Origin of the sequence: Marinifilum sp. RC60d5, assembly GCF_052400665.1 — a bacterium.
GTDB lineage: Bacteria > Bacteroidota > Bacteroidia > Bacteroidales > Marinifilaceae > JBQTGK01.
On sequence record NZ_JBQTGK010000003.1, the window covers coordinates 108,439 to 132,919 of the forward strand.

At 33.5% G+C, this 24,481-nt stretch carries 19 protein-coding genes; 14 read left to right on the plus strand and 5 right to left on the minus strand.

What is annotated here, in order from left to right; translation table 11 throughout:
- Positions 1 to 33 precede the first annotated feature (33 nt).
- The 9 genes from ACT3CE_RS08005 (at position 34) to ACT3CE_RS08045 (ending at position 13,045) form a co-directional block, all read left to right on the plus strand.
- Positions 34 to 2,346 carry a glycoside hydrolase family 65 protein gene (locus tag ACT3CE_RS08005; RefSeq protein ID WP_444709246.1) on the plus strand — a complete coding sequence of 771 codons (2,313 nt, stop codon included), beginning with the start codon at positions 34 to 36 and terminating at the stop codon, positions 2,344 to 2,346.
- 72 nt (positions 2,347 to 2,418) lie between these two features.
- Positions 2,419 to 4,281: a glycoside hydrolase family 13 protein gene (locus tag ACT3CE_RS08010; RefSeq protein ID WP_444709247.1), complete on the plus strand. Its 1,863-nt coding sequence runs from the start codon at positions 2,419 to 2,421 to the stop codon at positions 4,279 to 4,281.
- A 54-nt stretch (positions 4,282 to 4,335) separates the two neighbouring features.
- Positions 4,336 to 6,747: a TIM-barrel domain-containing protein gene (locus tag ACT3CE_RS08015; protein WP_444709248.1), complete on the plus strand. Its 2,412-nt coding sequence runs from the start codon at positions 4,336 to 4,338 to the stop codon at positions 6,745 to 6,747.
- A complete protein-coding gene (locus ACT3CE_RS08020; protein ID WP_444709249.1) occupies positions 6,747 to 8,399 on the plus strand; it encodes an alpha-amylase family glycosyl hydrolase in 1,653 nt (550 codons plus the stop codon). The genes ACT3CE_RS08015 and ACT3CE_RS08020 overlap by 1 nt, the downstream gene beginning before the upstream one ends.
- 45 nt (positions 8,400 to 8,444) lie before the next feature.
- Entirely contained in the window at positions 8,445 to 9,815 is a 1,371-nt protein-coding gene (locus tag ACT3CE_RS08025; RefSeq protein WP_444709250.1) for an alpha-amylase family glycosyl hydrolase, read from the plus strand.
- Between the two features lie 64 nt (positions 9,816 to 9,879).
- Positions 9,880 to 10,809 carry an alpha/beta hydrolase gene (locus ACT3CE_RS08030; protein WP_444709251.1) on the plus strand — a complete coding sequence of 310 codons (930 nt, stop codon included), beginning with the start codon at positions 9,880 to 9,882 and terminating at the stop codon, positions 10,807 to 10,809.
- Between the two features lie 163 nt (positions 10,810 to 10,972).
- The gene (locus ACT3CE_RS08035) at positions 10,973 to 11,362 is read left to right on the plus strand and encodes a hypothetical protein (protein ID WP_444709252.1); all 390 of its coding nucleotides are present in this window, start codon (positions 10,973 to 10,975) and stop codon (positions 11,360 to 11,362) included.
- 206 nt (positions 11,363 to 11,568) lie between these two features.
- Positions 11,569 to 12,087: a DUF3124 domain-containing protein gene (locus ACT3CE_RS08040; protein WP_444709253.1), complete on the plus strand. Its 519-nt coding sequence runs from the start codon at positions 11,569 to 11,571 to the stop codon at positions 12,085 to 12,087.
- A gap of 178 nt (positions 12,088 to 12,265) precedes the next feature.
- The gene (locus ACT3CE_RS08045; RefSeq protein WP_444709254.1) at positions 12,266 to 13,045 is read left to right on the plus strand and encodes a S1 RNA-binding domain-containing protein; all 780 of its coding nucleotides are present in this window, start codon (positions 12,266 to 12,268) and stop codon (positions 13,043 to 13,045) included.
- Between the two features lie 118 nt (positions 13,046 to 13,163).
- On the opposite strand, the gene ACT3CE_RS08050 is transcribed toward ACT3CE_RS08045, so the two are convergent.
- The 3 genes from ACT3CE_RS08050 to ACT3CE_RS08060 form a co-directional block, all read right to left on the minus strand.
- Positions 13,164 to 13,841, minus strand: a complete 678-nt coding sequence (locus tag ACT3CE_RS08050) for an Lcl C-terminal domain-containing protein (RefSeq protein WP_444709255.1) — start codon at positions 13,839 to 13,841, stop codon at positions 13,164 to 13,166.
- Positions 13,842 to 13,873: 32 nt separating this feature from the next.
- Entirely contained in the window at positions 13,874 to 14,422 is a 549-nt protein-coding gene (locus ACT3CE_RS08055) for an Lcl C-terminal domain-containing protein (protein ID WP_444709256.1), read from the minus strand.
- A gap of 239 nt (positions 14,423 to 14,661) precedes the next feature.
- The gene (locus ACT3CE_RS08060) at positions 14,662 to 15,048 is read right to left on the minus strand and encodes a pyridoxamine 5'-phosphate oxidase family protein (protein ID WP_444709257.1); all 387 of its coding nucleotides are present in this window, start codon (positions 15,046 to 15,048) and stop codon (positions 14,662 to 14,664) included.
- Between the two features lie 297 nt (positions 15,049 to 15,345).
- Between ACT3CE_RS08060 and ACT3CE_RS08065 the strand changes: the two genes are divergently transcribed.
- The 4 genes from ACT3CE_RS08065 to ACT3CE_RS08080 all read left to right on the plus strand — a co-directional run bounded on the left by ACT3CE_RS08065 (position 15,346) and on the right by ACT3CE_RS08080 (position 20,467).
- Positions 15,346 to 16,083, plus strand: a complete 738-nt coding sequence (locus ACT3CE_RS08065) for an HpcH/HpaI aldolase family protein (protein ID WP_444709258.1) — start codon at positions 15,346 to 15,348, stop codon at positions 16,081 to 16,083.
- 19 nt (positions 16,084 to 16,102) lie between these two features.
- Complete coding sequence (locus ACT3CE_RS08070) at positions 16,103 to 18,349, plus strand: peptidase U32 family protein (RefSeq protein WP_444709259.1); 2,247 nt, start codon at positions 16,103 to 16,105, stop codon at positions 18,347 to 18,349.
- A 317-nt stretch (positions 18,350 to 18,666) separates the two neighbouring features.
- On the plus strand, positions 18,667 to 19,827 hold the full coding sequence (locus tag ACT3CE_RS08075) for a DUF6051 family protein (RefSeq protein ID WP_444709260.1): 1,161 nt from the start codon (positions 18,667 to 18,669) through the stop codon (positions 19,825 to 19,827).
- Between the two features lie 196 nt (positions 19,828 to 20,023).
- Positions 20,024 to 20,467, plus strand: coding sequence for a DMT family transporter (locus ACT3CE_RS08080; RefSeq protein ID WP_444709261.1), 444 nt, complete (start codon positions 20,024 to 20,026; stop codon positions 20,465 to 20,467).
- 60 nt (positions 20,468 to 20,527) lie between these two features.
- On the opposite strand, the gene ACT3CE_RS08085 is transcribed toward ACT3CE_RS08080, so the two are convergent.
- Together ACT3CE_RS08085 and ACT3CE_RS08090 are read right to left on the minus strand one after the other, a co-directional pair.
- On the minus strand, positions 20,528 to 21,253 hold the full coding sequence (locus ACT3CE_RS08085) for a LytR/AlgR family response regulator transcription factor (protein ID WP_444709262.1): 726 nt from the start codon (positions 21,251 to 21,253) through the stop codon (positions 20,528 to 20,530).
- Positions 21,253 to 22,314: a sensor histidine kinase gene (locus ACT3CE_RS08090; RefSeq protein ID WP_444709263.1), complete on the minus strand. Its 1,062-nt coding sequence runs from the start codon at positions 22,312 to 22,314 to the stop codon at positions 21,253 to 21,255. The genes ACT3CE_RS08085 and ACT3CE_RS08090 overlap by 1 nt, the downstream gene beginning before the upstream one ends.
- Positions 22,315 to 22,598: 284 nt before the next feature.
- On the opposite strand from ACT3CE_RS08090, the gene ACT3CE_RS08095 reads away from it, so the two are divergent.
- Positions 22,599 to 24,449: a glycoside hydrolase family 13 protein gene (locus ACT3CE_RS08095; protein ID WP_444709264.1), complete on the plus strand. Its 1,851-nt coding sequence runs from the start codon at positions 22,599 to 22,601 to the stop codon at positions 24,447 to 24,449.
- The last annotated feature ends 32 nt before the right edge of the window (positions 24,450 to 24,481 follow it).

Sequence of the window (24,481 nt, forward strand, 5' to 3'; positions counted from 1 at the left end):
TAAGGCTGAATGCTAATTTAAAGAAAAGCTATCATGAATGAATATTTAAAGCATGATGAGTGGTGCATAATTGAGGAAGGGTTTAAGCCTGAAAACCACCGCGCATCTGAAAGTATATTTAGTCTTGGGAATGGGAATATGGGACAACGTGCCATGTTCGAAGAGCATTACTCAGGAGAAACATTACAGGGAACCTATGTGGCAGGAGTTTACTATCCTGATAAAACCAGAGTTGGTTGGTGGAAAAATGGATATCCCGAATATTTTGCAAAAGTTCTTAATGCCCCTACATGGATTAATATCGATGTAAAAATTAATGGAGAAATGCTTGACCTGGCAAAATGTGAGGTCAGTAATTTTGTGCGCACCCTAAACATGAAAGAAGGAGTGCTAGAGCGATCTTTTATTGCAACTTTATCTAATGGGAATAAAGTAAAAGTGGAAGCTAAAAGATTTTTAAGTATCGTAACATCCGAAGTGGGTGTAATTCGTTACTCTGTTACTCCTTTAAATTTTGATGGTAAAATCAGTTTTACCCCCTATATCGATGCAGATGTAATGAATGAGGATTCGAATTATGATGAGAAATTTTGGGAGGTATTAGCTGTTAAATCAATAAAAGGAGAAGGATATATTGCCGCCAAAACAAAGAAATTAGATTTTCATGTTTGCATGGGAATGAAATATGAGGTTTGTAAAGACGGGCAAAAACAAGAACTACACCCAATTTTAACAGAAGAAGAAAAATATGTAGCCAATACTGTTGAATTTGATGTTGAGCAGGATCAGGAATTGTCTATTTATAAGTATGCAAGTGTTTTAAGTTCTTTAAATCACGCTAAAGCGGATATTTTTAACAATGCACAAGTTGTTGTTTCTGCAGCTTCTGAAAAAAGCTATGGTTCTTTACTGGAAGAGCATGTATCTGCCTGGGCCGATAAATGGGCTCATAGCGATATTGTTATAGAAGGTGATGTGGCAGCTCAGCAGGCAATTCGATTCAATATTTTTCAGATGAACCAAACTTATACTGGCGAAGATGAACGATTAAATATCGGACCTAAAGGATTTACTGGTGAAAAATATGGTGGATCAACCTATTGGGACACAGAAGCGTATTGCGTACCTTTTTATTTAAGTACCTCTAAGCCCGAGGTTACCCGTAACTTGTTAATTTATCGTCATAAGCAATTGCAAAAAGCAATAGAAAATGCCGAAAAATTAGGTTTTACAAATGGGGCAGCCTTATATCCTATGGTAACCATGAATGGTGAAGAGTGCCATAATGAGTGGGAAATTACCTTCGAGGAAATTCACAGAAATGGAGCCATTGCTTTTGCAATTTATAACTACATACGCCACACAGGTGATGAAAAATATTTGGCTGAATATGGTTTAGATGTTCTTATAGGTATTTCGAGATTCTGGAGCCAGAGAATTACTTTTTCCGAAGCCAAGAAGAAATATGTAATGCTGGGTGTAACAGGCCCTAACGAATACGAAAATAATATCAATAACAATTGGTATACAAGTACCATTGCAAATTGGTGTATGAAATATACTCGTGAGGCATTGCAAATAGTTAAAGCATCTAATCCTGATCGTTTAAAGGAGATTATGAGCAATTTGAATTTCGATTTTGAGGTAGAAACTGCAAAATGGAAAGATATCAATGAAAATATGTTTTATCCGATTGATGAGGAAACCGGAGTTTTCTTGCAGCAGGAAGGATATATGGATAAAGAACAAATTTTAGCTGCCGATTTAGATCCAGCTATTCGACCAATTAACCAACATTGGTCCTGGGATAGAATCTTACGCTCATGTTTCATAAAACAAGCGGATGTTTTACAGGGAGTTTATTTGTTCGAAGATCAGTTTGATGAGGAAACAATAAAGAAAAATTACGATTTCTACGAGCCTAGAACAGTTCACGAATCGTCTCTTTCTCCTTGTATTCACTCTATTCTTGCATCTAAAATTGGAGATATCGATGGAGCTTATCAGTTGTATTTGCGAACTTCCCGATTAGATTTGGATGATTACAATAAAGAAGTTCATGAAGGACTGCACATTACAAGTATGGCAGGAACCTGGATGTCTATTGTTGAAGGATTTGGAGGTTTACGTGTTGTGAACGGTAAATTGGTATTGAATCCTTTAATTCCCAAGGAGTGGAAATCATATTCATTTAAAATTCGTTTCCGCGGAAATCTTTTAAATGTTAGAGTTTCAGAAGAAGGAGTTGGCGTTATTAACGAAGAAGGGGAAGATATCAGTCTATTTATTCAAGACGATGAATATAAAATTGAAAAAGAAAGTAGTTTAGTAATAGAACACGCCTAATAGTTAGTTTTGGTAATTCAGAATAAGAGCATGCCTCTTATTCTGAATTTTTAATATTACAAATCTTATTGTATGAACTCAGCAAAAATATCCTTGTTCCCAATTTTATTTTTCTCTTTTTTTAGTTTAACAACATTTGCACAGAAAACTAAAATTGAGAGAGTAGAACCAATGTTTTGGTGGACTGGAATGGAAAATCCAAACCTTCAGCTATTGGTTTATGGTACTGATATTGGTGAATGTAAAGTTGAGATTTCGTATGATGGAGTGAACCTAAAATGTATACACAAGGTTGAGAGTAAGAATTATCTGTTTTTAGATTTATCGATTACTAATACTGCAAAACCTGGTGTTTTCGATATTAGTTTTAAAAATAAGCATGGAAAAAATATAATTCATAAATATGAATTGAAAGAACGAGCTAAGCAATCGGCTGCGCGAAAAGGTTTCGATTCATCGGATGTAATTTATTTATTGATGCCCGATCGTTTCTCAAACGGAAATTCAAAGAATGATTCTGTAGAAGGATTAGTAGAAAAAGCAGATCGAAATAATCCAGATGGCCGTCATGGTGGCGATATTCAAGGGATTATAGATCATTTAGATTATTTGCAGAATTTGGGAGTTACCGCACTTTGGAATACACCTTTACTTGAAGATAACGAAAACCAAGGATCTTACCATGGCTACGCAATTTCCGATTATTACAATATCGATGCCCGTTTGGGAGGAAATGAAGCCTACCTGAAATTATCACAGGAATGTAAAAAGCGCGGAATAAAACTTATTAAGGATATGGTCTTTAATCATTGTGCCAGCGCACATTGGTGGATGAAGGACCTGCCACAAAAAAAATGGATTCATCAGCATAAAGAATACACAAATTCAAATCATAGGAAATCTACAATTCTCGATCCTTATGCTTCGCAGGTAGATAAAATTCAATTCTCGGATGGTTGGTTTGATAAAAGTATGCCCGACCTAAATCAGCAAAACGAATTGTTAATGACTTACCTGATTCAAAATAGTATATGGTGGGTTGAATATGCCGATTTAAGCGGTATTAGAATGGATACGCATCCGTACAACGATCCTAAAGGAATGTCCAAATGGGGAAAAGCTCTTTTAAAGGAGTATCCTTATTTGAATATTGTTGGGGAAACTTGGTATAAATTGGCTGCCGATATTGCTTACTGGCAAAAAGATAAGCTTAACGCCGACGGATATAATTCCTATTTGCCATGTGTAATGGATTTTCAACTGTTTTTTGCGATGGAAAAAGCTTTCTCCGAAAAACAGGAATGGGAAAATGGCCTTGTACGTTTGTACAAAAGTTTGTCGGCCGATTATTTGTATCCCGATAAAAATAATATCCTTATTTTTTCTGAAAATCACGATACGCAACGAATCATGTCTACCTTACAAGGTGATATTGATAAGTTTAAGTTAATGATGACTTTCCTAATGACCACAAGAGGAATTCCTCAAATTTATTCGGGAATTGAAATTTTAATGGAAGGCAAAAAAAGCGATGGAGATGGAAAAATGAGAATCGATTTTCCTGGAGGATGGAAAGATGATAAACGAAATACTTTCACTGCCAAAGGGAGAACAGATGAAGAAAATCATGCATTTAATTTTACCCGTAAATTACTAAACTGGCGCAAGAATAATCCGGTAATTCATACCGGTAAATTGATACACTACATTCCCGAAAACGATGTTTATGTTTATTTTAGATCGAACAATAAAAAAACAGTTATGATTGTTTTAAATGCCAGCCAAAAAATACATAAGCTTAAGCTCGACAGGTTTTCTGAGAGTTTACATGAATATAAATCAGCAAAAAATATAATTAGTGGTCGAGATATTGATTTGTCGAAAGCAAGTCTCTCTTTAAAAGCTATGACACCATTACTATTAGAATTAAAATAATTATCAATTGGCTTATTATGATTGGAAAATCATGTAGCTAATAAATCTCCGAATATGAGTTGTATAAAACGAATTGTATTACAAGTTAGTATCCTTTTTCTTGTGGCAAGTGCCTCTTTTTCTGCACTTGGTCAAAATAGTTTGCGAACTTATCAATCCTATAAATTAAGTAATCAGCAGCTAGAGATTTTTACCAATCAGGGGACCTATAAAATTCAATTTTACAATCAAAATATTGTGGAAACTGCTTTTATCCCGAAAGGAGAAAAAGAGAGTATAGAATCGCATGCTGTGGTAATGAAACCACAAAAAGGATTTTCAAAAATTGTTGATAAGAAAAATACCCTTTTTTATGAATCGGCCGGAATAGATGTTAGCATTTCAAAATCGCCATTTAAAATTAGCTATAGCTATAAGGGAAAAGAATTAATTGCAGAAAAAGAAGGATACATTAAAACTGATACAAGCGAAAATATCGATTTTACAATTGATAAGGATGAGGTTCTTTTTGGAGGTGGAGCTCGCGTTTTGGGGATGAATCATCGTGGATATCGACTTCAACTGTATAATCGAGCGCATTACGGATATGGAACTCATTCCGAGTTAATGAATTATACCATGCCATTGGTAGTTTCATCGAAAAAATATGCTGTTCATTTCGATAATGCTCCCATTGGGTATTTAGATTTAGATAGTAAACAAACCAATACACTTCGCTACGAAACCATTAGTGGTAGAAAAGTTTATCAGGTAATTGCCGCAGATACCTGGGCCGATTTTACTTTCGAACTAACCCGTCTTACTGGCAGACAACCAATGCTGCCTCGTTGGAGTTTTGGTAATTTTTCGAGTCGTTTCGGATATCATTCTCAAAAGGAAACTTTAGAAACTATTGATCAGTTTTTGAAAGATTCGATTCCTGTTGATGCCATAATTCTGGATTTGTTTTGGTTTGGAAAAGAGATGAAAGGTGAAATGGGAAACCTGTCTTTTCATCGTGATTCTTTTCCTGAACCAGAGAAAATGATTGCTGATTTAGAAGCCAAAGGAGTTAAAACAATTTTAATTACAGAACCATTTATTTTGACAACTTCGAATCGTTGGAATGAGGCTGTAAAAACAGATGTTTTAGGAACCGATTCAATTGGTAATCCATATACTTACGATTTTTATTTTGGGAATACCGGCTTGGTTGATGTTTTCAAACCCAAAGCAATTAATTGGTTTTGGAATATCTATAAAGGATTAGCCAACAAAGGTGTTGCTGGCTGGTGGGGCGATTTGGGTGAACCAGAAGTTCATCCATCAGCATTGCAACATGTTAAGGGATCTGCCGATGAGGTTCACAATATTTATGGTCATTACTGGGCTAAAATGGTGTACGAAGGTTATGAAAAAGATTTTCCGAATCAGCGTCCTTTTATTTTAATGCGTGCAGGTGCAGTTGGTTCGCAGCGTTATGGCATGATTCCCTGGACTGGTGATGTAAGTCGATCGTGGGATGGTTTAAAGCCTCAAAGCGAGATATCCTTGCAAATGGGATTGCAGGGAATTTCTTATATGCACTCCGATTTAGGTGGTTTTGCCGGTGATAATCTGGATGATGAGTTGTATACCCGTTGGCTACAATATGGTGTTTTTCAGCCAATTTTTCGTCCGCATGCGCAAGAAGCTGTTCCTTCCGAACCCGTATTTCGTGAGGCAAAAACAAAATCTCTTGCTAAAAAATCAATAGAATTAAGATATCAGCTTATGCCATATATCTATACAATGGCATTCAAAAATAATCAGACAGGTTTACCGCTCATGCGCCCTTTATTTTTCGAGGAGTCAGAGAATAAAGAACTGCTTACTGTAGCAGATACTTATTTATGGGGAGATGCATTTTTAGTGTCTACCATTACCGATGCAGGCTTAAAAATCAAAAATGTTTATCTGCCTAAAGGATCTAATTGGTTCGATTTTAAATCGGATAAACAATATGCAGGAGGTAAAACCTACGCTATAAAAACAGAGGAAGATCATATTCCTGTTTTTGTTCGCGCAGGATCGTTTATTCCCATGAAAACTGGAATGAGAAATACGAGAGATTACAGCTTGGAAAATTTCGATTTGCATTTTTACTACAATTCATCGGTAGCTAAAAGTAATGGCGAACTGTATAACGATAATGGAGAAACTTCTAAGGCTTATGAAAAAGGAGAATATGAGTTCATGACATTTACGTCTAAAACTTCAAAACATAAGCTCGAGTTAAATGTAAATACCGAAAGAGGTAGTCAATACAGTTCAGGGAATAAATCTGTTAGCTGGATTGTTCATAATATTAAAAAATCGCCAAAGAAAATTTTAATAGATAAACAATCTATAGACTTTAAATGGGATAAAAAATCAAAAATTCTTCGATTTAAAGGACTTATTAAAGAAGATATTAATCAATCAATCACCATAAAACTAGCGAAATAATGAAGATCAAAACATTCAGCATTTTTGCAGCATTGCTGTTTTTTCTTGCCGGCTGTTCTACAGTAGATAAGAAAGTTGAAATAGCTAAAACACCTTTTGTTTGGGAAGGAGCCAATCTGTATTTTTTATTAACAGATCGTTTTAATAACGGAACTACTAGTAACGATGTAAATTTTGAAAGAGAATTACCAACGGCTACTTTACGAGGTTTCGAAGGTGGCGATATTAAAGGAATTACCCAGAAAATAAAAGAAGGGTATTTTACCAATTTAGGAATTAATGCAATTTGGTTTACTCCGGTTACAGAGCAAATTCATGGAGTTATTGATGAGGGAACAGGAAATACCTATGGATATCATGGATATTGGGCGAAAGACTGGACAGCACTTGATCCAAATTTTGGAAGCATGGAAGATTTGGCCAATTTGGTAGAAACAGCTCATGCAAATGGAATTAGAATTGTAATGGATGCGGTAATTAATCATACTGGACCAGTTACAGAGAAAGATCCTGTTTGGAGTAAGGATTGGGTTCGTGTTGAGCCAACTTGTACTTACAAATCGTATGCTTCAACAATTGAATGTACACTAACAAACAACTTACCAGATATTAAGACAGAAAGTAATGTGGAAGTTGATATTCCTGAGGTTTTGGCACAGAAATGGAAAGATGAAGGTCGTTATGAGCAGGAAATGAAAGAGCTTGATGAGTTTTTTGAACGTACATCTTATCCTCGAACTCCAAAATATTACATCATAAAATGGTTGTGCGATTACATTACTGATTTTGGAATTGATGGCTATAGAGCTGATACTGTAAAGCATACTGAAGCAGAGGTTTGGTCTGATTTTAGAAAAGAATGTGAGTATGCATTTAAATTATGGAAAAAAAATAATCCAGCTAAAGTAATGGATGATAACGATTTTTATACCGTAGGAGAAGTGTATAATTACAATATCAGTAATAAATTTGCCTTTGATTTTGGTGATAAAAAAGTAGATTATTTTGCCAATGGATTTAACGAATTAATCAATTTCGAGTTCAAGTACAATGCACAATCTTCTTACGAAGAATTATTCTCAAAATATTCAGAGCTCCTTAATGGTGATTTAAAAGGTTATGGAGTTTTAAATTATCTTACTTCTCACGATGATGGTAGTCCTTTCGATCCGAAAAGAGAGAAATGTTTCGAAACAGCTACAAAATTATTGCTTACGCCAGGTACTTCTCAAGTATATTATGGCGATGAAACTGCTCGACCGCTTATAATAGAAGGTGCTGTTGGAGATGCGACCTTACGATCGTTTATGAATTGGGATGATATTAAAACAAATGAAAAAACGCAAGCTGTTTTAGTACACTGGCAAAAGCTAGGTAAGTTTCGTATAAATCATCCTGCAGTTGGTGCGGGTATGCATAAAATGATTTCAGAAAAACCTTATGTTTTTAGTCGATCGTTTATAAAAGGCGAATATAATGATATGGTATTTATAGGATTAGATTTGTCTAAAGGAGAAAAAGAGTTGACTATACCAGCTCTTAAAAATGGAACTAAGCTTCGTGATGCCTATTCAGGAAAGAATGTAAAAGTGAAGAATGGAAAAGTAAACATTGATACTGAATTTGATATTGTATTATTGGAGCTTATATAAATAAAAAAATTATCTAACATCTTATTAGATCAAAAAAATATAGAAATGAAAAAAATGAATCAGATTGTTTTGGTTTTAGTTGTTTTAGCAGGTATGCTTGCTGGCTGTCAGAACAAACCAGCAGCAAAAGCTGTAGACATAAAGGCGGAAAAACCAGTTGAGTGGAGCAGAAATGCAAATATTTATGAAGTTAATATTCGCCAATATACGCCCGAAGGAACAATTAATGCTTTTGCAAAGCACATGCCTCGCTTAAAGGAAATGGGTGTTGATATTCTTTGGTTAATGCCAGTGTATCCAATATCTGAAAAGAACAGAAAAGGGAGTATGGGTAGCTATTATGCTGTTGCCGATTATAGAGCAGTAAATCCCGAATTTGGTACAATGGAAGACTTGCAAAACCTTGTGAAAAGTGCTCATAAAATGGGTATGAAAGTAATTTTAGATTGGGTGGCAAACCATACCGGTTGGGATAATGTGCTTATGGCCGAGCATAAAGATTGGTACACTCAAAACGAAAAAGGTGAAATTGTAATTCCCGAAGGAACCGACTGGAGTGATACTGCCGACTTAAATTATGAGAATAATGATATGCGTGAGTATATGATAGGTTCTTTAAAATATTGGATCGAGAATGCCGATGTGGATGGATTCCGTTGCGATGTGGCAGGAATGGTTCCTACCGATTTTTGGGAACAAGCTCGTAAAGATTTAGATGCAGTAAAACCTGTATTTATGCTGGCCGAAGATGGAGGACCTGAATTGCTGAAAAATGCATTTGATATGGGGTATGGTTGGGATCTGCACCACATTATGAACGATGTTGCAAAAGGAGAAAAAAATGCCAATGATATAGAGGCATATTTTACAAAAATAGATACTGTTTTTCCTGCGGATTCTTATATCATGAATTTTATTACCAATCACGACGAAAACTCATGGAATGGTACAGTTAATGAGAGAATGGGCGAAGCTGGAAAAGCATTTGCTGTTTTAACTTTTACAGTGCCGGGAATGCCTCTGATTTATAGTGGACAAGAAGCAGGAATGGATAAGCGATTGAAATTTTTTGAGAAAGATGAGATTGACTGGTCGAATATGGAATTAGCAGCTTTTTACAAAGAATTAATTGCTTTAAAAAAGAACAATAAAGCTCTTCAAAATGGTGTAAAAGGAGGAAAATTAGTTCGTATTCCTTCGGATAAAAACGAAGCAATTTATGCTTTTTCGCGTGAAGCAGAAGGAGACAAGGTAGTTGTAATCTTAAACCTAAGTAAGGAAGCTACAAAAGCTACCCTTGAAATGGGAGCAAATGCAGGTACTTATGCTTGCTTTAAAGATGGAAACAAGCATGATATTGCTGCAAAACTTAATTTGGAGTTAAAGCCCTGGGAATATAGAGTATATGTAAAATAATAAATAAAAGCCTGATTTGATCTGTTGTTGTATTGATGAATCAGGCTTTTTTAAATTCTAATACATGAGAAATCTTCTTTTTTTAACGATTGTAATGTTCCTTTTTATGCATGTAAATGCGCAAAACGAAATACCGAATGTTGTTAGTGGAAAAATAGAACGAGTTGAGAATTTTAAGTCAGAATTTATTACCGCCCGAAATGTTGATATTTGGTTGCCGGAAGGATATTGTTTAGAGAATAAATATTCAGTATTATATATGCATGATGGTCAGATGTTATATGACGCTGAGAAATCGTGGAACAAACAAGCATGGGATGTGGATGATGTTGCTTCAAAACTTATAAAATCAGGAAAATTTAAGGACTTTATAGTGGTAGGAATTTGGAATGGCGGAGAAAACAGACATCCCGATTATTTTCCTCAGAAACCATTTGAGAGTTTATCGCAAGTTGAAAAAGATACTATAAACGCTCAGCTTAAGCTTTCTCATGTTCCATTAAAAAAGGCATTTTGTCCACAGTCAGATAACTATCTTAAATTTCTGGTAAAAGAGCTAAAACCTTACATCGATAAAAAATATTCTGTTCGAACAAATAAAGAAAATACATTTGTAGCTGGCAGTAGCATGGGAGGATTAATATCTATGTATGCGATTTGTGAATATCCGCATATATTTGGTGGCGCTGCTTGTTTGTCTACACATTGGGTTGGTACATTTACGCTTGAAAACAATCCAATTCCAAATGCATTTGTGAAATATTTAAGTGAAAATTTGCCCAATCCTAAAACTCATAAAATCTATTTCGATTGTGGTGATCAAACCTTAGATGCTTTGTATCCCGAAATACAGAAAAAAGTAGATTCGCTAATGATTTCTAAAGGTTATGATAAAGCCAATTGGATAACTAAGTATTTTCCAGGAGAAAATCACAGCGAGAAATCATGGAGTAAAAGATTGAACATCCCTTTGGAGTTTTTATTCGAAAAATAAGACACATAACACCAGAAATAATTTTACTTACAAATCCTGAGCTTATTGCTTGGGATTTTGTATTTGTAATATGACTTATGTTCTATTTATTAGCGAGTTAATTATTTTGTTGAGCCGTGATTATTTTGTAGATTAACAAAGAAAGAATTGTATTCATCTGACTATGAAAGTAATCATCAAATTATTCGGAATATTAATCATTCTTGCGGGAATTTTATTACTTGTTAAATCTCAAATTATATTAGCTTGGATCGAAAATAATATGCTAAGCTCATGCTTATATGTTACTGCTATATTAGGTAGATTAGCTTTGGGTATTTTATTTTTATTGCTTGCCAAAGAATCAATATATCCTACTGCTATTAAAGTTTTTGGCTACCTGTTTGTACTTGCAGCAATTGCTCTTTTTTTTATGGGGCACGAAAATTTTCAGGATTTTATTAGTTTTCTTATTCCGCATGTAAATCCATACGCTCCTTTAGTTGGTGTTCTTGCTATTGTTTTTGGAGCTTTCTTTATTTATGCTTTTTCTAAGAGAAAAAAGTTTGAGTAGACTAAATTTAATTAAGTTGATCTTTGTGTGATGACTTAAAGTTTTTTAGCCCATTATATTTATATTGCTCAGGTTATTTTTTGTTTACTTAATTTGCTTCTGTAAATTCGTAGGATCAGATATAAAAGATGAATCAATCTTTTCTTATTTATATTTGTGTCAGCAAGTTTATATTTGTTATAATCAGTCAACAAAAACCTACATCTATGAAGAGAATATTTGAATTGCTAGTTATTTTATTGATTGTTAGTGCATGTGGAGAAAATGAAATAGATAAGTATCCTACTCAGCAAGCGAATTGGGATAGTAAGAAAAGTGATATTGAGAATTTTGATCATTATGTACATGGGAAAACGTATCTTCCTGTTTATTCCCATATATATCATGTGCAGGAGCATAGAGCATTCGATCTTACAACTACCGTTAGTATCAGAAATATTTCATTAAGCGATACAGTTTATATTTTAAAAGCTGATTATTACAATACCATTGGAGAAAATATCAGACAATATATTAAAACGCCTATTTATTTAAATCCTTTGGAAACCATAGAGATTATAATAGAAGAACAAGATATTGAGGGGGGATCGGGAGCTAATTTCGTTTTCGATTGGGCTAAAGTAAATTCTAAAAACCCGCCTTTATTCGAGGCTGTAATGATTTCAACATACGGACAACAGGGTTTATCTTTTATAACCCGAGGTGTGCCGGTTGCTGAAGAATAAATAGGTTTTTCACTAAGATTTTAAAATATTATAAAATTCTTCGATTCTATGGAGTCGAAGTTTTTTTTGCATGAATTTTTATTCGGGTTTCTTGTTTTGTAGATTCGTACCGTTTTGCTTAAAACACTTGTGTTTACAGGTGTTAAAAGAAATCATAAATTTATTATTAGTTTCTTAAATGAATGAAAACAAGTCTTGGCAAAAAATAGCCTCTACATATAAAGAAGGAACAAAACACATCGGTAGGGTTACACAAATACTTGAGTATGCTTGTTATGTAGAATTAGAAAAGGATGTTCTGGCTTTTTTTCACCGTCAGGATATGGCTTGGGTTACTACCAATTTAAGACCTGTTAATATGGTTTCCTGTGAAGATTGTATAGAGGTAATGGTTTTAGAATTAAATGAAGAAAAAAAGAGCATTAGTGTGGGAATGAAACAATGTACAAAAAATCCGTGGAAGGGAATTGTGGAACGTTATCTTGAAGGAAAACGGGTAAAAGGTTTGGTAATTAAAGTAATGGATTACGGATGTATGGTGCTGATTGAAGAAGGCATAGAGGGCATTGTTTATGTTTCGGAAATGGATTGGACGAATAAAAATATCTATCCTGATCATCTGCTAAGTGTTGGCGATACAATAGAAGTTGTGGTATTGGATGTGAACGAAACAGGATATAGAATGTCGCTTGGATTAAAACAATGTCAGCCAAACCCCTGGGAGGAATTTGCACAAAAATACAAGATAAATGACAGCTTAATAGGTAAGGTTGATTCATTTTTTCAATTTGGACTTTTCGTTAAGTTAGAATGGAATTTGTCCGGTTTTGTTGCTACTTCCGATTTACCTGCTAATGCAGAGGGTTTGAAAGAGGGAGACGAATTAAGATTAAAACTTATAAGTATTGATATTGAACGAGAACGCATTGGCTTGAGTGTAATGCCTTCAGAATCTTGAAAATCGAGATGTTTTTTTTTAAGTGGTAAAAAAAAGAACTATGTTATTCATAATAGAAAAATCCGCTAAGGAGAAGTCTCCCTGGCGGATTTTATATGGTTTCTAGTTGTAAGTATAATTATTTGGCATCGCGAACCAAACGTACGAAGTTGTAGTAACGCTCGCCACCTTCTCCTAAAGGTCCACCTTCGTATTTTGTGTCGAAACGAACACCACCTGCACCGTGAAAATCTTCACCATCTCCATCTACAGCCATACCAAATGCAACATACCATGCATAGTAGTAAGGTTCACCCGATGTAAAGTTTGCCGAAGTACCTGTCCAGTAATAACCATAATCGTCGTTACCTGCTTCGTTTACAATTGGAGTACAATTAAATATCGGATCAATAGCCGGACCAACATTATCAGGATCGGTAGCACTTGGAGAGCGAGAATAATCAACAATACCCTGAAGCTCTTTTACGTTTGGCATGTGCCAGTCGGTGTAACCAGCTAAAGCGGATGTTTCACAATAGGCAAGAGCATCTTCCCAGTTTAATTTTTCACTATCATCCTGGGCCCACATTAAGCCTGAAGCATTATCGGTAATTGTACCATCACCATTGTCTGTATAATCATTAATGCCGTAATCGTCGCCACGAACTGCACGAACATATTTTGCCAGTGGATTACCTGTTGGAGCAGCATTGCCATCACTTGGGGGAGGTGTACTATCGTCTGGAGCTTCTCCTTGTTCACCATCAGCAGTCATTTCGGCAGCATAAGCTTTAATGTGACCTGTAACGTGATTCACACCAAAAGCAGCATGAGAACCACCTTCTACTGTTACGCCGACATAATAGTTCGAAGACAGAACTGTTCATCTTTAGAAACTTCGCCACTAGCCAAATTAAAATAATCGGTATCGATATATGGCCATCCTTTACCAAAATCACTAATAGAATACAATTCTTTACAGCTTGGCATACGCCAGTCATCATAACCACCAAGTTCTAACTCATTACAATAATCAACCGCTTCCTGCCAGGTAAATTCTTGGCTTGTGGGTACTTGCTGCCACATTAATCCTGTGTTATTATCGGTAACTGTTTCGTTGCCATTATCTGTGTAGCTCATTTCTTCGCCTTTTAAATAATTGGCATCCTGACCGTAAAATACATCGCCAGAGTTCAATTCTGAAACAATTTCGCCATCTCCATTATATAGAGTAGTTTGCCCGGAAGCAATTTGTACATAGTTATTAACACTTAATTCTGTAGAGTTACCTGTTTCATCATTGCTGTCGCTTTCGCAAGATGTAAACAAAACACCAGATACTAAACCTGCCGATACTGCAAAGGCAATTGACTTTTTTGGGATTCTGAATTTTTTCATCGGATTAAATTTATATTGTTTATTCTTTAGTCCAAAGAAAGAGAGATTGCAGGGGTTGATGAAAAGTAATCAATGAATAGGGCAGTTTTATCAACGAAATGGATAATTCTTATTTTTATTTGTAGAATGATTAAATAATATAGGCTAGAAGGAATTTTAAATGAGTTAGGATATAAAAAAAACGCCTTATTTATCAGAAATAAAAAAGGCGTTTGCAGTGGGATTGTTTAATATGATATTTAAACTAATTTTTCTGCTCCAGAGAAAATTTCTTCAACCTTAAGAACTGCAGCACCATGGCCCGGTAAACGTTCAGGATTCCATTTTTTCATATCTTCAAAAACCTTACCTTTTGTATAGTATTCTATACTTCCTTTAAGCTGATAAGCTTTATCTTCATTCGTAATAAAAAGGATTACACCTTTGCTATCTGAATTTATGTTTTTTATTGTTTTATCGAAATAATTATTGGCGACAATAATACTGTTTTCTTCGAAAAGAGATACACAGGTTGCATAAATAGAATTTGGAATTGCATCTTTCGAAACTGTTGTAAAAACAATTGCACCTTTACGGTTTGTCCACGCTTCCTGAATATCCTCGGGGATTGTAAGTTTCTCGCTCATTTGAATAGAAATTATAATATTAATAAATAAAAGAAATTTTAATGAGATAATTCTCGAAACAAATGTAGTAGGAATGTTAGCATCAAGCAAATTATTGTTCAAACAAGATTAATGTATTTAAAGCTTTTTAATTGCTGATGAATTGGGATTATATTTTTGTTAAGGAATTATTGTTTTGTAGTTTCGTGCAATCGAATGTCAAGGCCATTTTAAATGTGTTGGCTTACATAATATATTAATGTAAAATACTTTAAATCAGTTGTATTTATTGTATTTTAACCAAATGCTTTATTTTTTATGAAAGAACAAAAAATTAAAATAGGTACCATTGTTTCGCTTGATTTATTGCAAATAAATGCTCAGTTAACATCTTTGGGTTTCGATTTTATTTTTATTGATTTGGAGCATGGAAAGCTGTCTGATGAAACAATATCTTCTATTATTCTGGCAAAAAAGGAAAACAGTAAAGTATTTATTCGAATTGCTAGTATCGATGAAGCTAATATTAAACATGCTTTAGATTTGGCTTGCGATGGAATAATTGCGCCAAGAGTAGAATGTATAAGTGAATTGAAAACACTGGTCGACTATTCTTTTTATCCTCCCAAAGGAAAACGAAGTGTTGGTTTTTGTATGGCAAATAAATATGGTCTTAATTTTAATGAATATACTACGAATTTTAAACCTTTTATTTTTGCTCAGATTGAAAGTGAAAAGGGCTTAGCTATTGTAAACGAAGTTGTTGATTGTAATGATATTTCGGGAGTTTTTATGGGACCCTATGATTTATCTGCATCACTAGGGGTGCCCGGAGAATTTGAATCTGAGATTTTTAAGAAATCTTATAATCGTGTTCGGAATAAATGTAGAAAAGAGCATAAATTATTTGGTACATTTGTCGCTAATCATCAAAATATAGCTGAAGAAATTAAAGAGGGGACTAATTTAATAGCCGTTGGACTTGATGCTAATTTGATTTTAAATACGTATCTAAATCTTATTAACAAGATTAACGATTTATCTGTAATAGAATAAATATCTCGCATAAATAATAATGAAAAGAAAAATTGAGTTACTGGCACCCGGGGGAGATATCGATTCCATAAAAACAGCAATTCTGGCTGGAGCAAATGCTGTTTATTGTGGTTTAAGCAAATTTAATGCGAGAAATCGTGCTGCGAATATCAATTTTGAGAATTTACAGGGAATTTTAAGATTAGCACACCAACACAATTGTGAGGTTTTTCTAACTCTTAATATTATAATAACAGACAGTGAAATACCGGCACTAATAAAATTGCTTAATAGATTGATTAATACCAGTATCGATGCTGTAATTGTTCAGGATTTAGGCATGCTTTATCTGTTAACGAAGTATTTTCCAACACTTAAAGTGCATGCTTCTACTCAGCTTACCACTCATAACGAAGGTCAAATAAAATTTTTAAGTCAGCTTAAAGCCGAGCGGGTTAATTTATCTCGAGAATTAAATATTAATGAGATAAAACGACTAACAGCGGCAGCTCATCAGAATAATATGCTAAGCGAAGTATTTGTGCATGGTTCTTATTGTATTTCCTTTTCGGGTATTTGCTATATGAGTTCTGTTCATGGAGGAAATTCTGGTAATCGAGGCCGATGCAGTCAGCCCTGTAGAGAAAAATATATAAGCACATTGGCGGGTGAAAATTACCCTCTTAATTTGAAAGACAATTCAGCGTATTTCGATTTAAAAGAATTGGATAATGCTGGTGTTGATTCTCTAAAAATAGAAGGACGAATTAAGGAGTTTGAATATGTTTATACCGTGGTTAATGCCTGGAGAAAACAGATTGATACTTACAATAAAACGGGAAATCTGATTGCCGATAGGAGTGAACTTTATAAAGTATTTAATCGCGATTTTTCTAATGGTTTTCTAAAGGGAAATATCAATAAAGATTTATTTATTGATAACCCAATGTCTTATTCTACCAAATACTTTGCAAAGCTTAATAAATATGCTTCTCTAGAGCAGGAATTAGAAGGGAAAAAGAAACTTTATCAGGAAAAAGAACACTTAAAAGCAGATGTTAAAAATAGGATTGACGCGATTAGTCTTGATAAAATTCCTTTAAACCTGGATATTTCTGGTCAGTGCGATTCACCACTAAAAGTATTTGTTAAAACACCCGAAAAATCCTTCGAGGTTTTTTCTAATACCAATTTAAAAAGTGTTGGAACCGAAGCCTTAACCGAAATGGCAGTTTTAAAAAGACTAAAAGCAATAAACGATACCGAATATTTTATTCAGCATACAGAATTGAATCTGAGCACCAACCTGTATCTTCCTTTCAAAGATTTAACATCTATTAAAAAGAAAATTTTATTTGTTCTGAATGATTTTAAAGAGGTAGTGGCTCCGGTTATTATTCCAAAATTGAAACAAGAGAATTTTCCTGTTACTAAACCTAGTCTTTCGGTTTTAATATCATCGGTAAACGATATTGATATTTGTAAGAATAGCAATGCAGATATATATTTTAGCCTGCCAAATAGTTTTAAAAATAGGCGAAGTGAATTTGTCAATTTATTTAAAACGAATGATAACTTAATTCCTTGGTTTCCATCGGTTTTAATTGGTGAAGATTATCGTGTAGCAGTAAAATTGCTCGAGAAACTACAATTTAAACATATCGTTACCAATAATAGTGGAATCGCGCTTGAAGCCTGTAAAAGGGGAATTTCATGGATTGCGGGTCCATATCTTAACATTGCAAACTCTTATGCTCTTATTAGTTTACAGGAAAATTTTAATTGCCAAGGTGCTTTCCTGTCAAATGAACTTAGCAAACAGCAAATGTATTCCTTAAAAGCACCTGCCGGTTTTAAACTTTATTACAGCATTTATCATCCTATTGTGCTAATGACGAGTAGGCAGTGTTTGTTTCAGCAGTTAAATGTTTGCGACAAAAACAAAGTCGATGGTACTTGTATTCAAAATTGTGAGAAGTTGTCGTCCATTACCGATTTAAAAAAAGACAATTTTATTATAGAGAAATCAAAAGGAAATTATCATCGCATTTTTAATGCAGCGAATATGCTAAATTTCGATATTGTTAATGACTTACCTAATAGGTTTACCAGCTTTTTTATTGATTTAAGTGATATAAAAACCGAAACTAAAGTTAATACAGACAAATGCAGTTTAATAGAACTTTTCGAGCAGTTTGTAAGTTCTGATTCGAATTCAGATTGTGAGCAACAACTAAAACACTTAGTTTCTCCAACTACTAATACTCAGTATAAAAAAGGTTTTTAGTATTCTTATTTACTTAAAAAATAGGAGTTTGTATTCCTTACTTTTATTGAAGAAATTCTTTGATAAACTTTATTGTTTAATTAATAAGATGTGTTTTCTAAAATTGTTTTCTTAAAATGTTGTATAAAATAATTGTTCTTTTGTAGATTCGTAAATTAGATCATAAAAATCTGCAATATATGCTTTTCTTATGGTATTGCATTTTTTAGTCGAGAAGTTAGAATGCCAAAAAATGCAGGTATTCTAAAATCTTAATTGCGCTTTAAAAATTGTGATTCATAGGTTAGGAGTTGTTGTTATTTAAAAAATATATTGATATGAATAACAAAACAGAGCTAAAAGAATATAAGTTAGAATCCTTATCATATAAAATTCTTCCCGGAGTTTCGGACTACCATTGTGTAACTCATAATATCGATATAAAAAACGAATCTCCTTTTTTTACTGAGGTTGGTACCATTAAAGATAATGTGCACATTAAAGATATTTCGGTAGAGGAAAATCGATTTTTTAACTATCGTTTAATAAAACCCAAGGGAGTTAAAATTAGCAAAAAAATAATATTCATTTTTCATGGATTTAACGAGAAAGACTGGGACAAATATTTGCCATGGGCTAATTCTATTTGCGAGGGTACCGGAAGTTCGGTAATATTATTTCCAATAGCTTTTCACATGGAGCGAGCGCCAAAATATTGGAGCAATAAGCGAGCAATGTATAAATTGAGTGGGGAAAGAAAAAAAAGGTATCCAAACATAGTACATTCTACTTTATCTAATGTTGCCATTAGTATGCGCATACACTCCATGCCTCAGCGTTTTATTTGGTCGGGATTGCAAAGTTATTACGATGTAATCCAGTTTATTGAAGAATGTAAAAATGGTAATCATGCTCATATTAGTAAAGATTTTGAGTGTGATATTTTTGCCTATTCAGTAGGTGGATTTTTGGCTCAAATTCTTAAACTTACAAATCATAAAAATTATTTTACGAATTCGAAAGTATGTTTGTTTTGCAGTGGCGCCACATTTAATCGCTTTTCACCGGTATCAAAATTTATTTTAGATAGCGAAGCTAACGTTGCTCTATACTCTTTTTTAGTTGAGCATTTCGATAATATCTTGCAAAAGGATAAAATGCTGAATCATTTTATGAATGAAGATCATTTAGAGGGAAAAATATTCCATTCTATGCTCGATTATCAGAAAATGAGAGATTTTAGAGAGAATTTATTAAGAAAACATGAGCACCAAATTTATGCCATTACTCTTAAAAAAGATTTGGTAATACCTTCTTTTGAGGTTATTAATACATTAAAAGGTGCTTATCGAGATATTTATATTAAAGTTGATGAACTGGATTTTAACAGAGAGTATACCCACGAGAATCCATTTCCAGACAATGATAGTGAACCTGATAAAATTAAAGAGGATCTTGATTTTGTGTTTAAAAAGGTTTGTGACTTTTATGATAGATAAGTGTTTATTTAAGATGAAATAAAATGTAATAGCAATAGATAATTTGTAATGACCAGCAGCTAGGTTTGGTCATTATTTTTTTGAAAAATTAAGCCGCAGAATACGGAAATTGAGGATGCTAATTATTTTGTTCGTGATATAATCAGTCTTGTAGATGGAAAATGTATACTTTTGCAGGCTAAGTAAATTGCAAGTTATGAGGTATTTTTTAATGATATTAATTTTGCTGGTTGGATGTTTAATGCCAATTCAGGCAAGTGTAAATGCCAAATTGGGATCTTTTTTAAAAGCTCCTATGGTGGCGGCTTTGGTAAATTTTCTGGTGGGAGGAATTATTCTTTTTCTTGTTGTATTGCTTACGCGTCCTTCCAATAACCTGATGCAAACTATTAAAGAAGCTCCTTTTCATGCCTGGATAGGAGGAGCAATAGGAGCAATTTATGTTTCGTCGGTAATTTTTTTGGTACCTCGATTAGGTGCGGCTTTAAGCTTTGGATTAATCGTAGCAGGTCAGCTAATTTTTTCTTTGCTTATCGATCATTACGGTCTGTTTGGAATTCCTGTTCAGCCCGTAAATTGGGGTCGAATTTTAGGCGTATTTTTAATTTTAGCTGGTGTTTTTGTTATCCAGAAGTTTTAATAATTTACAGAGTATTTTCTTAGTAATTAAATCCTTAATTTTGCGATTTAGCTTTCTTTATTACCTAATTGCATTGCGTTCTAAAACAGACATAACCATTGTTTTGTAATTGCGTCCAATGGGAATTAATTGCTTGTTTATTTCAATATTTCCCGATGCATAGCTTCCTATCTTTTTTAATGCAATAATAAAAGAGCGGTGTACTCGCAAAAAGTTATTATCGGGTAATTTTTCTTCAATATTACTAATGGTGTTCAGGGTAATTATTTCCTTATTATTTTCCAGATAAATAGAAACATAATTTCTTTGACTTTCGATGAATAAAATTTCATGAAGAAAAACCTTAATCATTCGTTTCTCCGATTTTACAAAAATAAAAGCTTGTTCAGTACTATTATTTTCCTTTTTCTCAGGAATCTGAAAGTTATGTTTTGCAAGCTTAAAATAACGGTTTACAGCTTTAATAAATCGTTCGAAGGGTATCGGTTTTATCAGATAATCTAAAGCTTCCAATTCGTAACTTTCCAAAGCAAATTCTGTGTAAGCAGTTGTAAATATAACACTTGGTGGATTAGAGAGGTTTCTTAGCAATTGAATTCCTGTTAAGCCAGGCATTTGGATATCTAGAAAAAGCAAGTCGATTTGTTTACTGTTAAGAATAGAAAGAGCTTGCACTGCACTTTTACAGCGGCCTTCCAACTGTAAATAATCAATTCTATTTATATATTCTTCGATTATATCCAGAGCCAAATCTTCATCATCAACAATTAAACATTTTACTTTCATTATAATTCTAAATTTAAGTGTACACAATACGATTCTTTGTTTGTCTCAATTTTTAAATCATACTTTTCAGGATAGATTAAAGATAATCTCCTTTTTACATTTTGCAAACCAATGCCACCTACAATAGAATTCTGATCGGCACTGGAATTGGGAATACTATTTTCAATATTTAGTTTTAATTTATTTTCTTTAACTCCAATGTCAATGGTAATCCATGATTTTTTATCGAAGCCTTTTGTGCTGTGTTTAAAACTATTTTCAATAAAAGGAAGAATAATCATAGGAGCTATATTGTTCGAATTTATATCGCCCCAAATATTTATACTTAGATCGATTTTGTCTCCATGTCTAATTTTTTCCAACTCGATATAGTTTTTTATGCTTTCCACTTCTTTACTTAAGTTTACCTGTTTTGTATTGGTTTCATAAAGCATATATCGTAGTAATTCCGATAGTTTTAGAATTACATCCAGAGATTGATCAGATTTTTTTAAAATCAGAGAATATAAACTGTTTAAAGTATTGAATAAAAAATGAGGTTGAACCTGATTTTTTAGAAAAGATAGTTCTGCTTCCAGCTTTTCTTTGGCAAGATTTTGTTCATTTTGGGCTATTAAATTTAAATATTCTACTAGTTTAATAATAAAAGGAATAGTCATTACGGTTCCTAAATTAATCATGTTTCGAATAATCTGGATAAAATTAAAAACAGGAAAAATCTTAAATTGTGTAAGATAATATTTAAGGATAATATGATTGTCGGTAAATCGACCAATTAAGGCAACTACAAATAAGGATAAACCAAATAAAAGAATGAATAGCCATATTCTTCTTTTGTAAAGAAATACCGGAAACAGGTAGTAAATTACCCAATAAACCAGAATGATTTTTGCAGGTAAATTGATTAATTCCACCAGTAGGGTTTTCTTAAAATTCATATCATAACTTCCCCAGGTAAAGGCAAAAAATATCATGTAAAATAACCAGTAAGAAAGGTGCTGAACCCACGAGGTATTTATAATTTTTGCTAAATTAGATGAATTGGAAGTTATAATTTGCATGGACTTTATTTATACATCATAAAAGACATATTTAAGCTATTTTTAGAAGTATTGCAAATGAATGACGGCCATAAATTTATTTGTAAGGACAAACTACTATAATAATTTACTTATCTGTTAAGATAGAAGGACTAATGACCAGTTTCATTAAACACAGTTATCGGTACTTGAAAATATGTTCTCGGTGGAAATAATTTGCTTACTATAAGTTGGTTTATTTTCATTGTAATCAGTATTTCCGTATATAAAATTATGAGAGGAAATTATCATTAAGAAATAAAATTATGAAACGATTAATTGCCGTAGTTATAAATGTTTTCTTGTTTGTGAATTTGGGTTTTTCCGGAGAATATAAAATCAATCATTTAGAACCTGCTTTTTGGTGGACTGGAATGAAGAATTCGAATTTGCAATTACTGGTTCATGGAGATAATATTTCAGAGTTAAAGCCCGAATTGGATTATGCAGGAGTGAGCATTGAAAAGGTTAGTTATGTGCAAAATCCAAATTATCTGTTTATCGATTTAAAGTTGAGAGATAAAGTTAAAGCGGGTGAGTTTGATATTTTATTTAAGAAAGGGAAGAAAACCATTTTGAATTATACTTACAGGCTATTGGAGCGGGAAAAAGGGTCGGCAAATCGTATTGGCTTTACATCAAAAGATGTAATGTACCTGATTACTCCAGATCGTTTTGCCAACGGTAATCCGAATAACGATAGTGTTAAAGGAATGCCTGATACAGTAAATAGAAAGGATAAGTCGGGGCGTCATGGTGGTGATATAAAAGGTATTATAGATCATTTAGATTATATTTTAGATATGGGTTTTACTTCGATCTGGATAAATCCTGTTTTAGAAAATAATCAGCCAAAATTATCTTATCATGGATATTCTATTACCGATTATTATGAGGTTGACAAACGTTTTGGAAGCAATGAAGAGTATCGTAAACTATCGCAACTGGCAAAAGAAAAAGGCATTGGTTTAATTATGGATATGGTTGTAAATCATTGTGGATCGGAACATTGGTGGATGAAAGATTTGCCTTCGCAGGATTGGATTAATTGCAATGGTAAATTTAAAAGGACCTCTCATAAAAGAACTACGGTTCAGGATAAATATGCTTCGAAAGAGGACTTAAAGCAGTTTGCCGATGGTTGGTTTGTGAAAACCATGCCTGATTTAAATCAGCGAAACGAGTTTCTGGCAAAATACCTAATTCAAAATACAATTTGGTGGGTTGAATATGCAGGTTTACAAGGAATAAGAATGGATACTTATCCTTATCCGGATGCTGATTTTATGAGCAGATGGACTAGGGAAGTAATGGAGGAATATCCGAACTTTAATATTGTAGGCGAAGAGTGGACTACGAATCCGGCTCTAATTTCATATTGGCAAAAAGGAAAAGTAAATCATGATGATTATAAGTCTTATTTACCAAGTTTAATGGATTTTCCTATTCAGAATGCTCTAGTTGAGGCTTTAAATAAGGAGGAAACATGGTCAACAGGATGGATTAAGTTATATGAGATGCTGGCCAACGATTTTCTATATCCCAATCCTGATAATCTGGTAATTTTTCCTGATAATCATGATATGGCTCGTATTTTTGATCAGCTTAATAGAAATTACGAATCGTTTAAAATGGCCATGGCCTATATTTTGACCATGCGCGGAATTCCACAAATTTATTATGGTACCGAGATATTGGCAAAGAGCGACGGAGGGGGAGATCATGGTATGTTGCGTAGTGATTTTCCTGGTGGTTGGAGTGGCGATAAAGTAAATGCATTTACTGGGAAAGGATTAAGCGTGCAAGAGAAAGATGCTCAGGATTTTCTTAAAAAGCTATTAATCTGGAGAAAGGATAACGAAATCATTCATAATGGTAAATTAATTCATTATGCACCCGATTTTGGAGTTTACTCATATTTTAGACATACCGATAATGGTAAAGTGATGGTAATCCTGAATAAGAATAAGGAATCTGTTCAGCTCGAAACAAAAAGATATCATGAGATGATTAAAGGAAATGAAATGGCGAAAGATATTATCTCGGGTAAAAGTTTTAGTATGAAAGATAGTATTGAGGTTCCGGCTCGTTCAGCCATGATTTTAGAGATTAATTGAAAGTATACATAGTTACATTAAAATCCCCCAGT

Excerpts from the sequence above, each read along its gene's own strand:
- ACT3CE_RS08045 (WP_444709254.1), top strand. The coding sequence starts at position 12,266 with ATGAATGAAAACAAGTCTTGGCAAAAAATAGCCTCTACATATAAAGAA.
- ACT3CE_RS08090 (WP_444709263.1), bottom strand. The coding sequence starts at position 22,314 with ATGCAAATTATAACTTCCAATTCATCTAATTTAGCAAAAATTATAAAT.
- ACT3CE_RS08035 (WP_444709252.1), top strand. The coding sequence starts at position 10,973 with ATGAAAGTAATCATCAAATTATTCGGAATATTAATCATTCTTGCGGGA.
- ACT3CE_RS08040 (WP_444709253.1), top strand. The coding sequence starts at position 11,569 with ATGAAGAGAATATTTGAATTGCTAGTTATTTTATTGATTGTTAGTGCA.
- ACT3CE_RS08055 (WP_444709256.1), bottom strand. The coding sequence starts at position 14,422 with ATGAAAAAATTCAGAATCCCAAAAAAGTCAATTGCCTTTGCAGTATCG.
- ACT3CE_RS08030 (WP_444709251.1), top strand. The coding sequence starts at position 9,880 with ATGAGAAATCTTCTTTTTTTAACGATTGTAATGTTCCTTTTTATGCAT.
- ACT3CE_RS08025 (WP_444709250.1), top strand. The coding sequence starts at position 8,445 with ATGAAAAAAATGAATCAGATTGTTTTGGTTTTAGTTGTTTTAGCAGGT.
- ACT3CE_RS08075 (WP_444709260.1), top strand. The coding sequence starts at position 18,667 with ATGAATAACAAAACAGAGCTAAAAGAATATAAGTTAGAATCCTTATCA.
- ACT3CE_RS08085 (WP_444709262.1), bottom strand. The coding sequence starts at position 21,253 with ATGAAAGTAAAATGTTTAATTGTTGATGATGAAGATTTGGCTCTGGAT.
- ACT3CE_RS08095 (WP_444709264.1), top strand. The coding sequence starts at position 22,599 with ATGAAACGATTAATTGCCGTAGTTATAAATGTTTTCTTGTTTGTGAAT.
- ACT3CE_RS08070 (WP_444709259.1), top strand. The coding sequence starts at position 16,103 with ATGAAAAGAAAAATTGAGTTACTGGCACCCGGGGGAGATATCGATTCC.
- ACT3CE_RS08015 (WP_444709248.1), top strand. The coding sequence starts at position 4,336 with ATGAGTTGTATAAAACGAATTGTATTACAAGTTAGTATCCTTTTTCTT.
- ACT3CE_RS08065 (WP_444709258.1), top strand. The coding sequence starts at position 15,346 with ATGAAAGAACAAAAAATTAAAATAGGTACCATTGTTTCGCTTGATTTA.
- ACT3CE_RS08005 (WP_444709246.1), top strand. The coding sequence starts at position 34 with ATGAATGAATATTTAAAGCATGATGAGTGGTGCATAATTGAGGAAGGG.
- ACT3CE_RS08060 (WP_444709257.1), bottom strand. The coding sequence starts at position 15,048 with ATGAGCGAGAAACTTACAATCCCCGAGGATATTCAGGAAGCGTGGACA.
- ACT3CE_RS08010 (WP_444709247.1), top strand. The coding sequence starts at position 2,419 with ATGAACTCAGCAAAAATATCCTTGTTCCCAATTTTATTTTTCTCTTTT.
- ACT3CE_RS08020 (WP_444709249.1), top strand. The coding sequence starts at position 6,747 with ATGAAGATCAAAACATTCAGCATTTTTGCAGCATTGCTGTTTTTTCTT.
- ACT3CE_RS08080 (WP_444709261.1), top strand. The coding sequence starts at position 20,024 with ATGAGGTATTTTTTAATGATATTAATTTTGCTGGTTGGATGTTTAATG.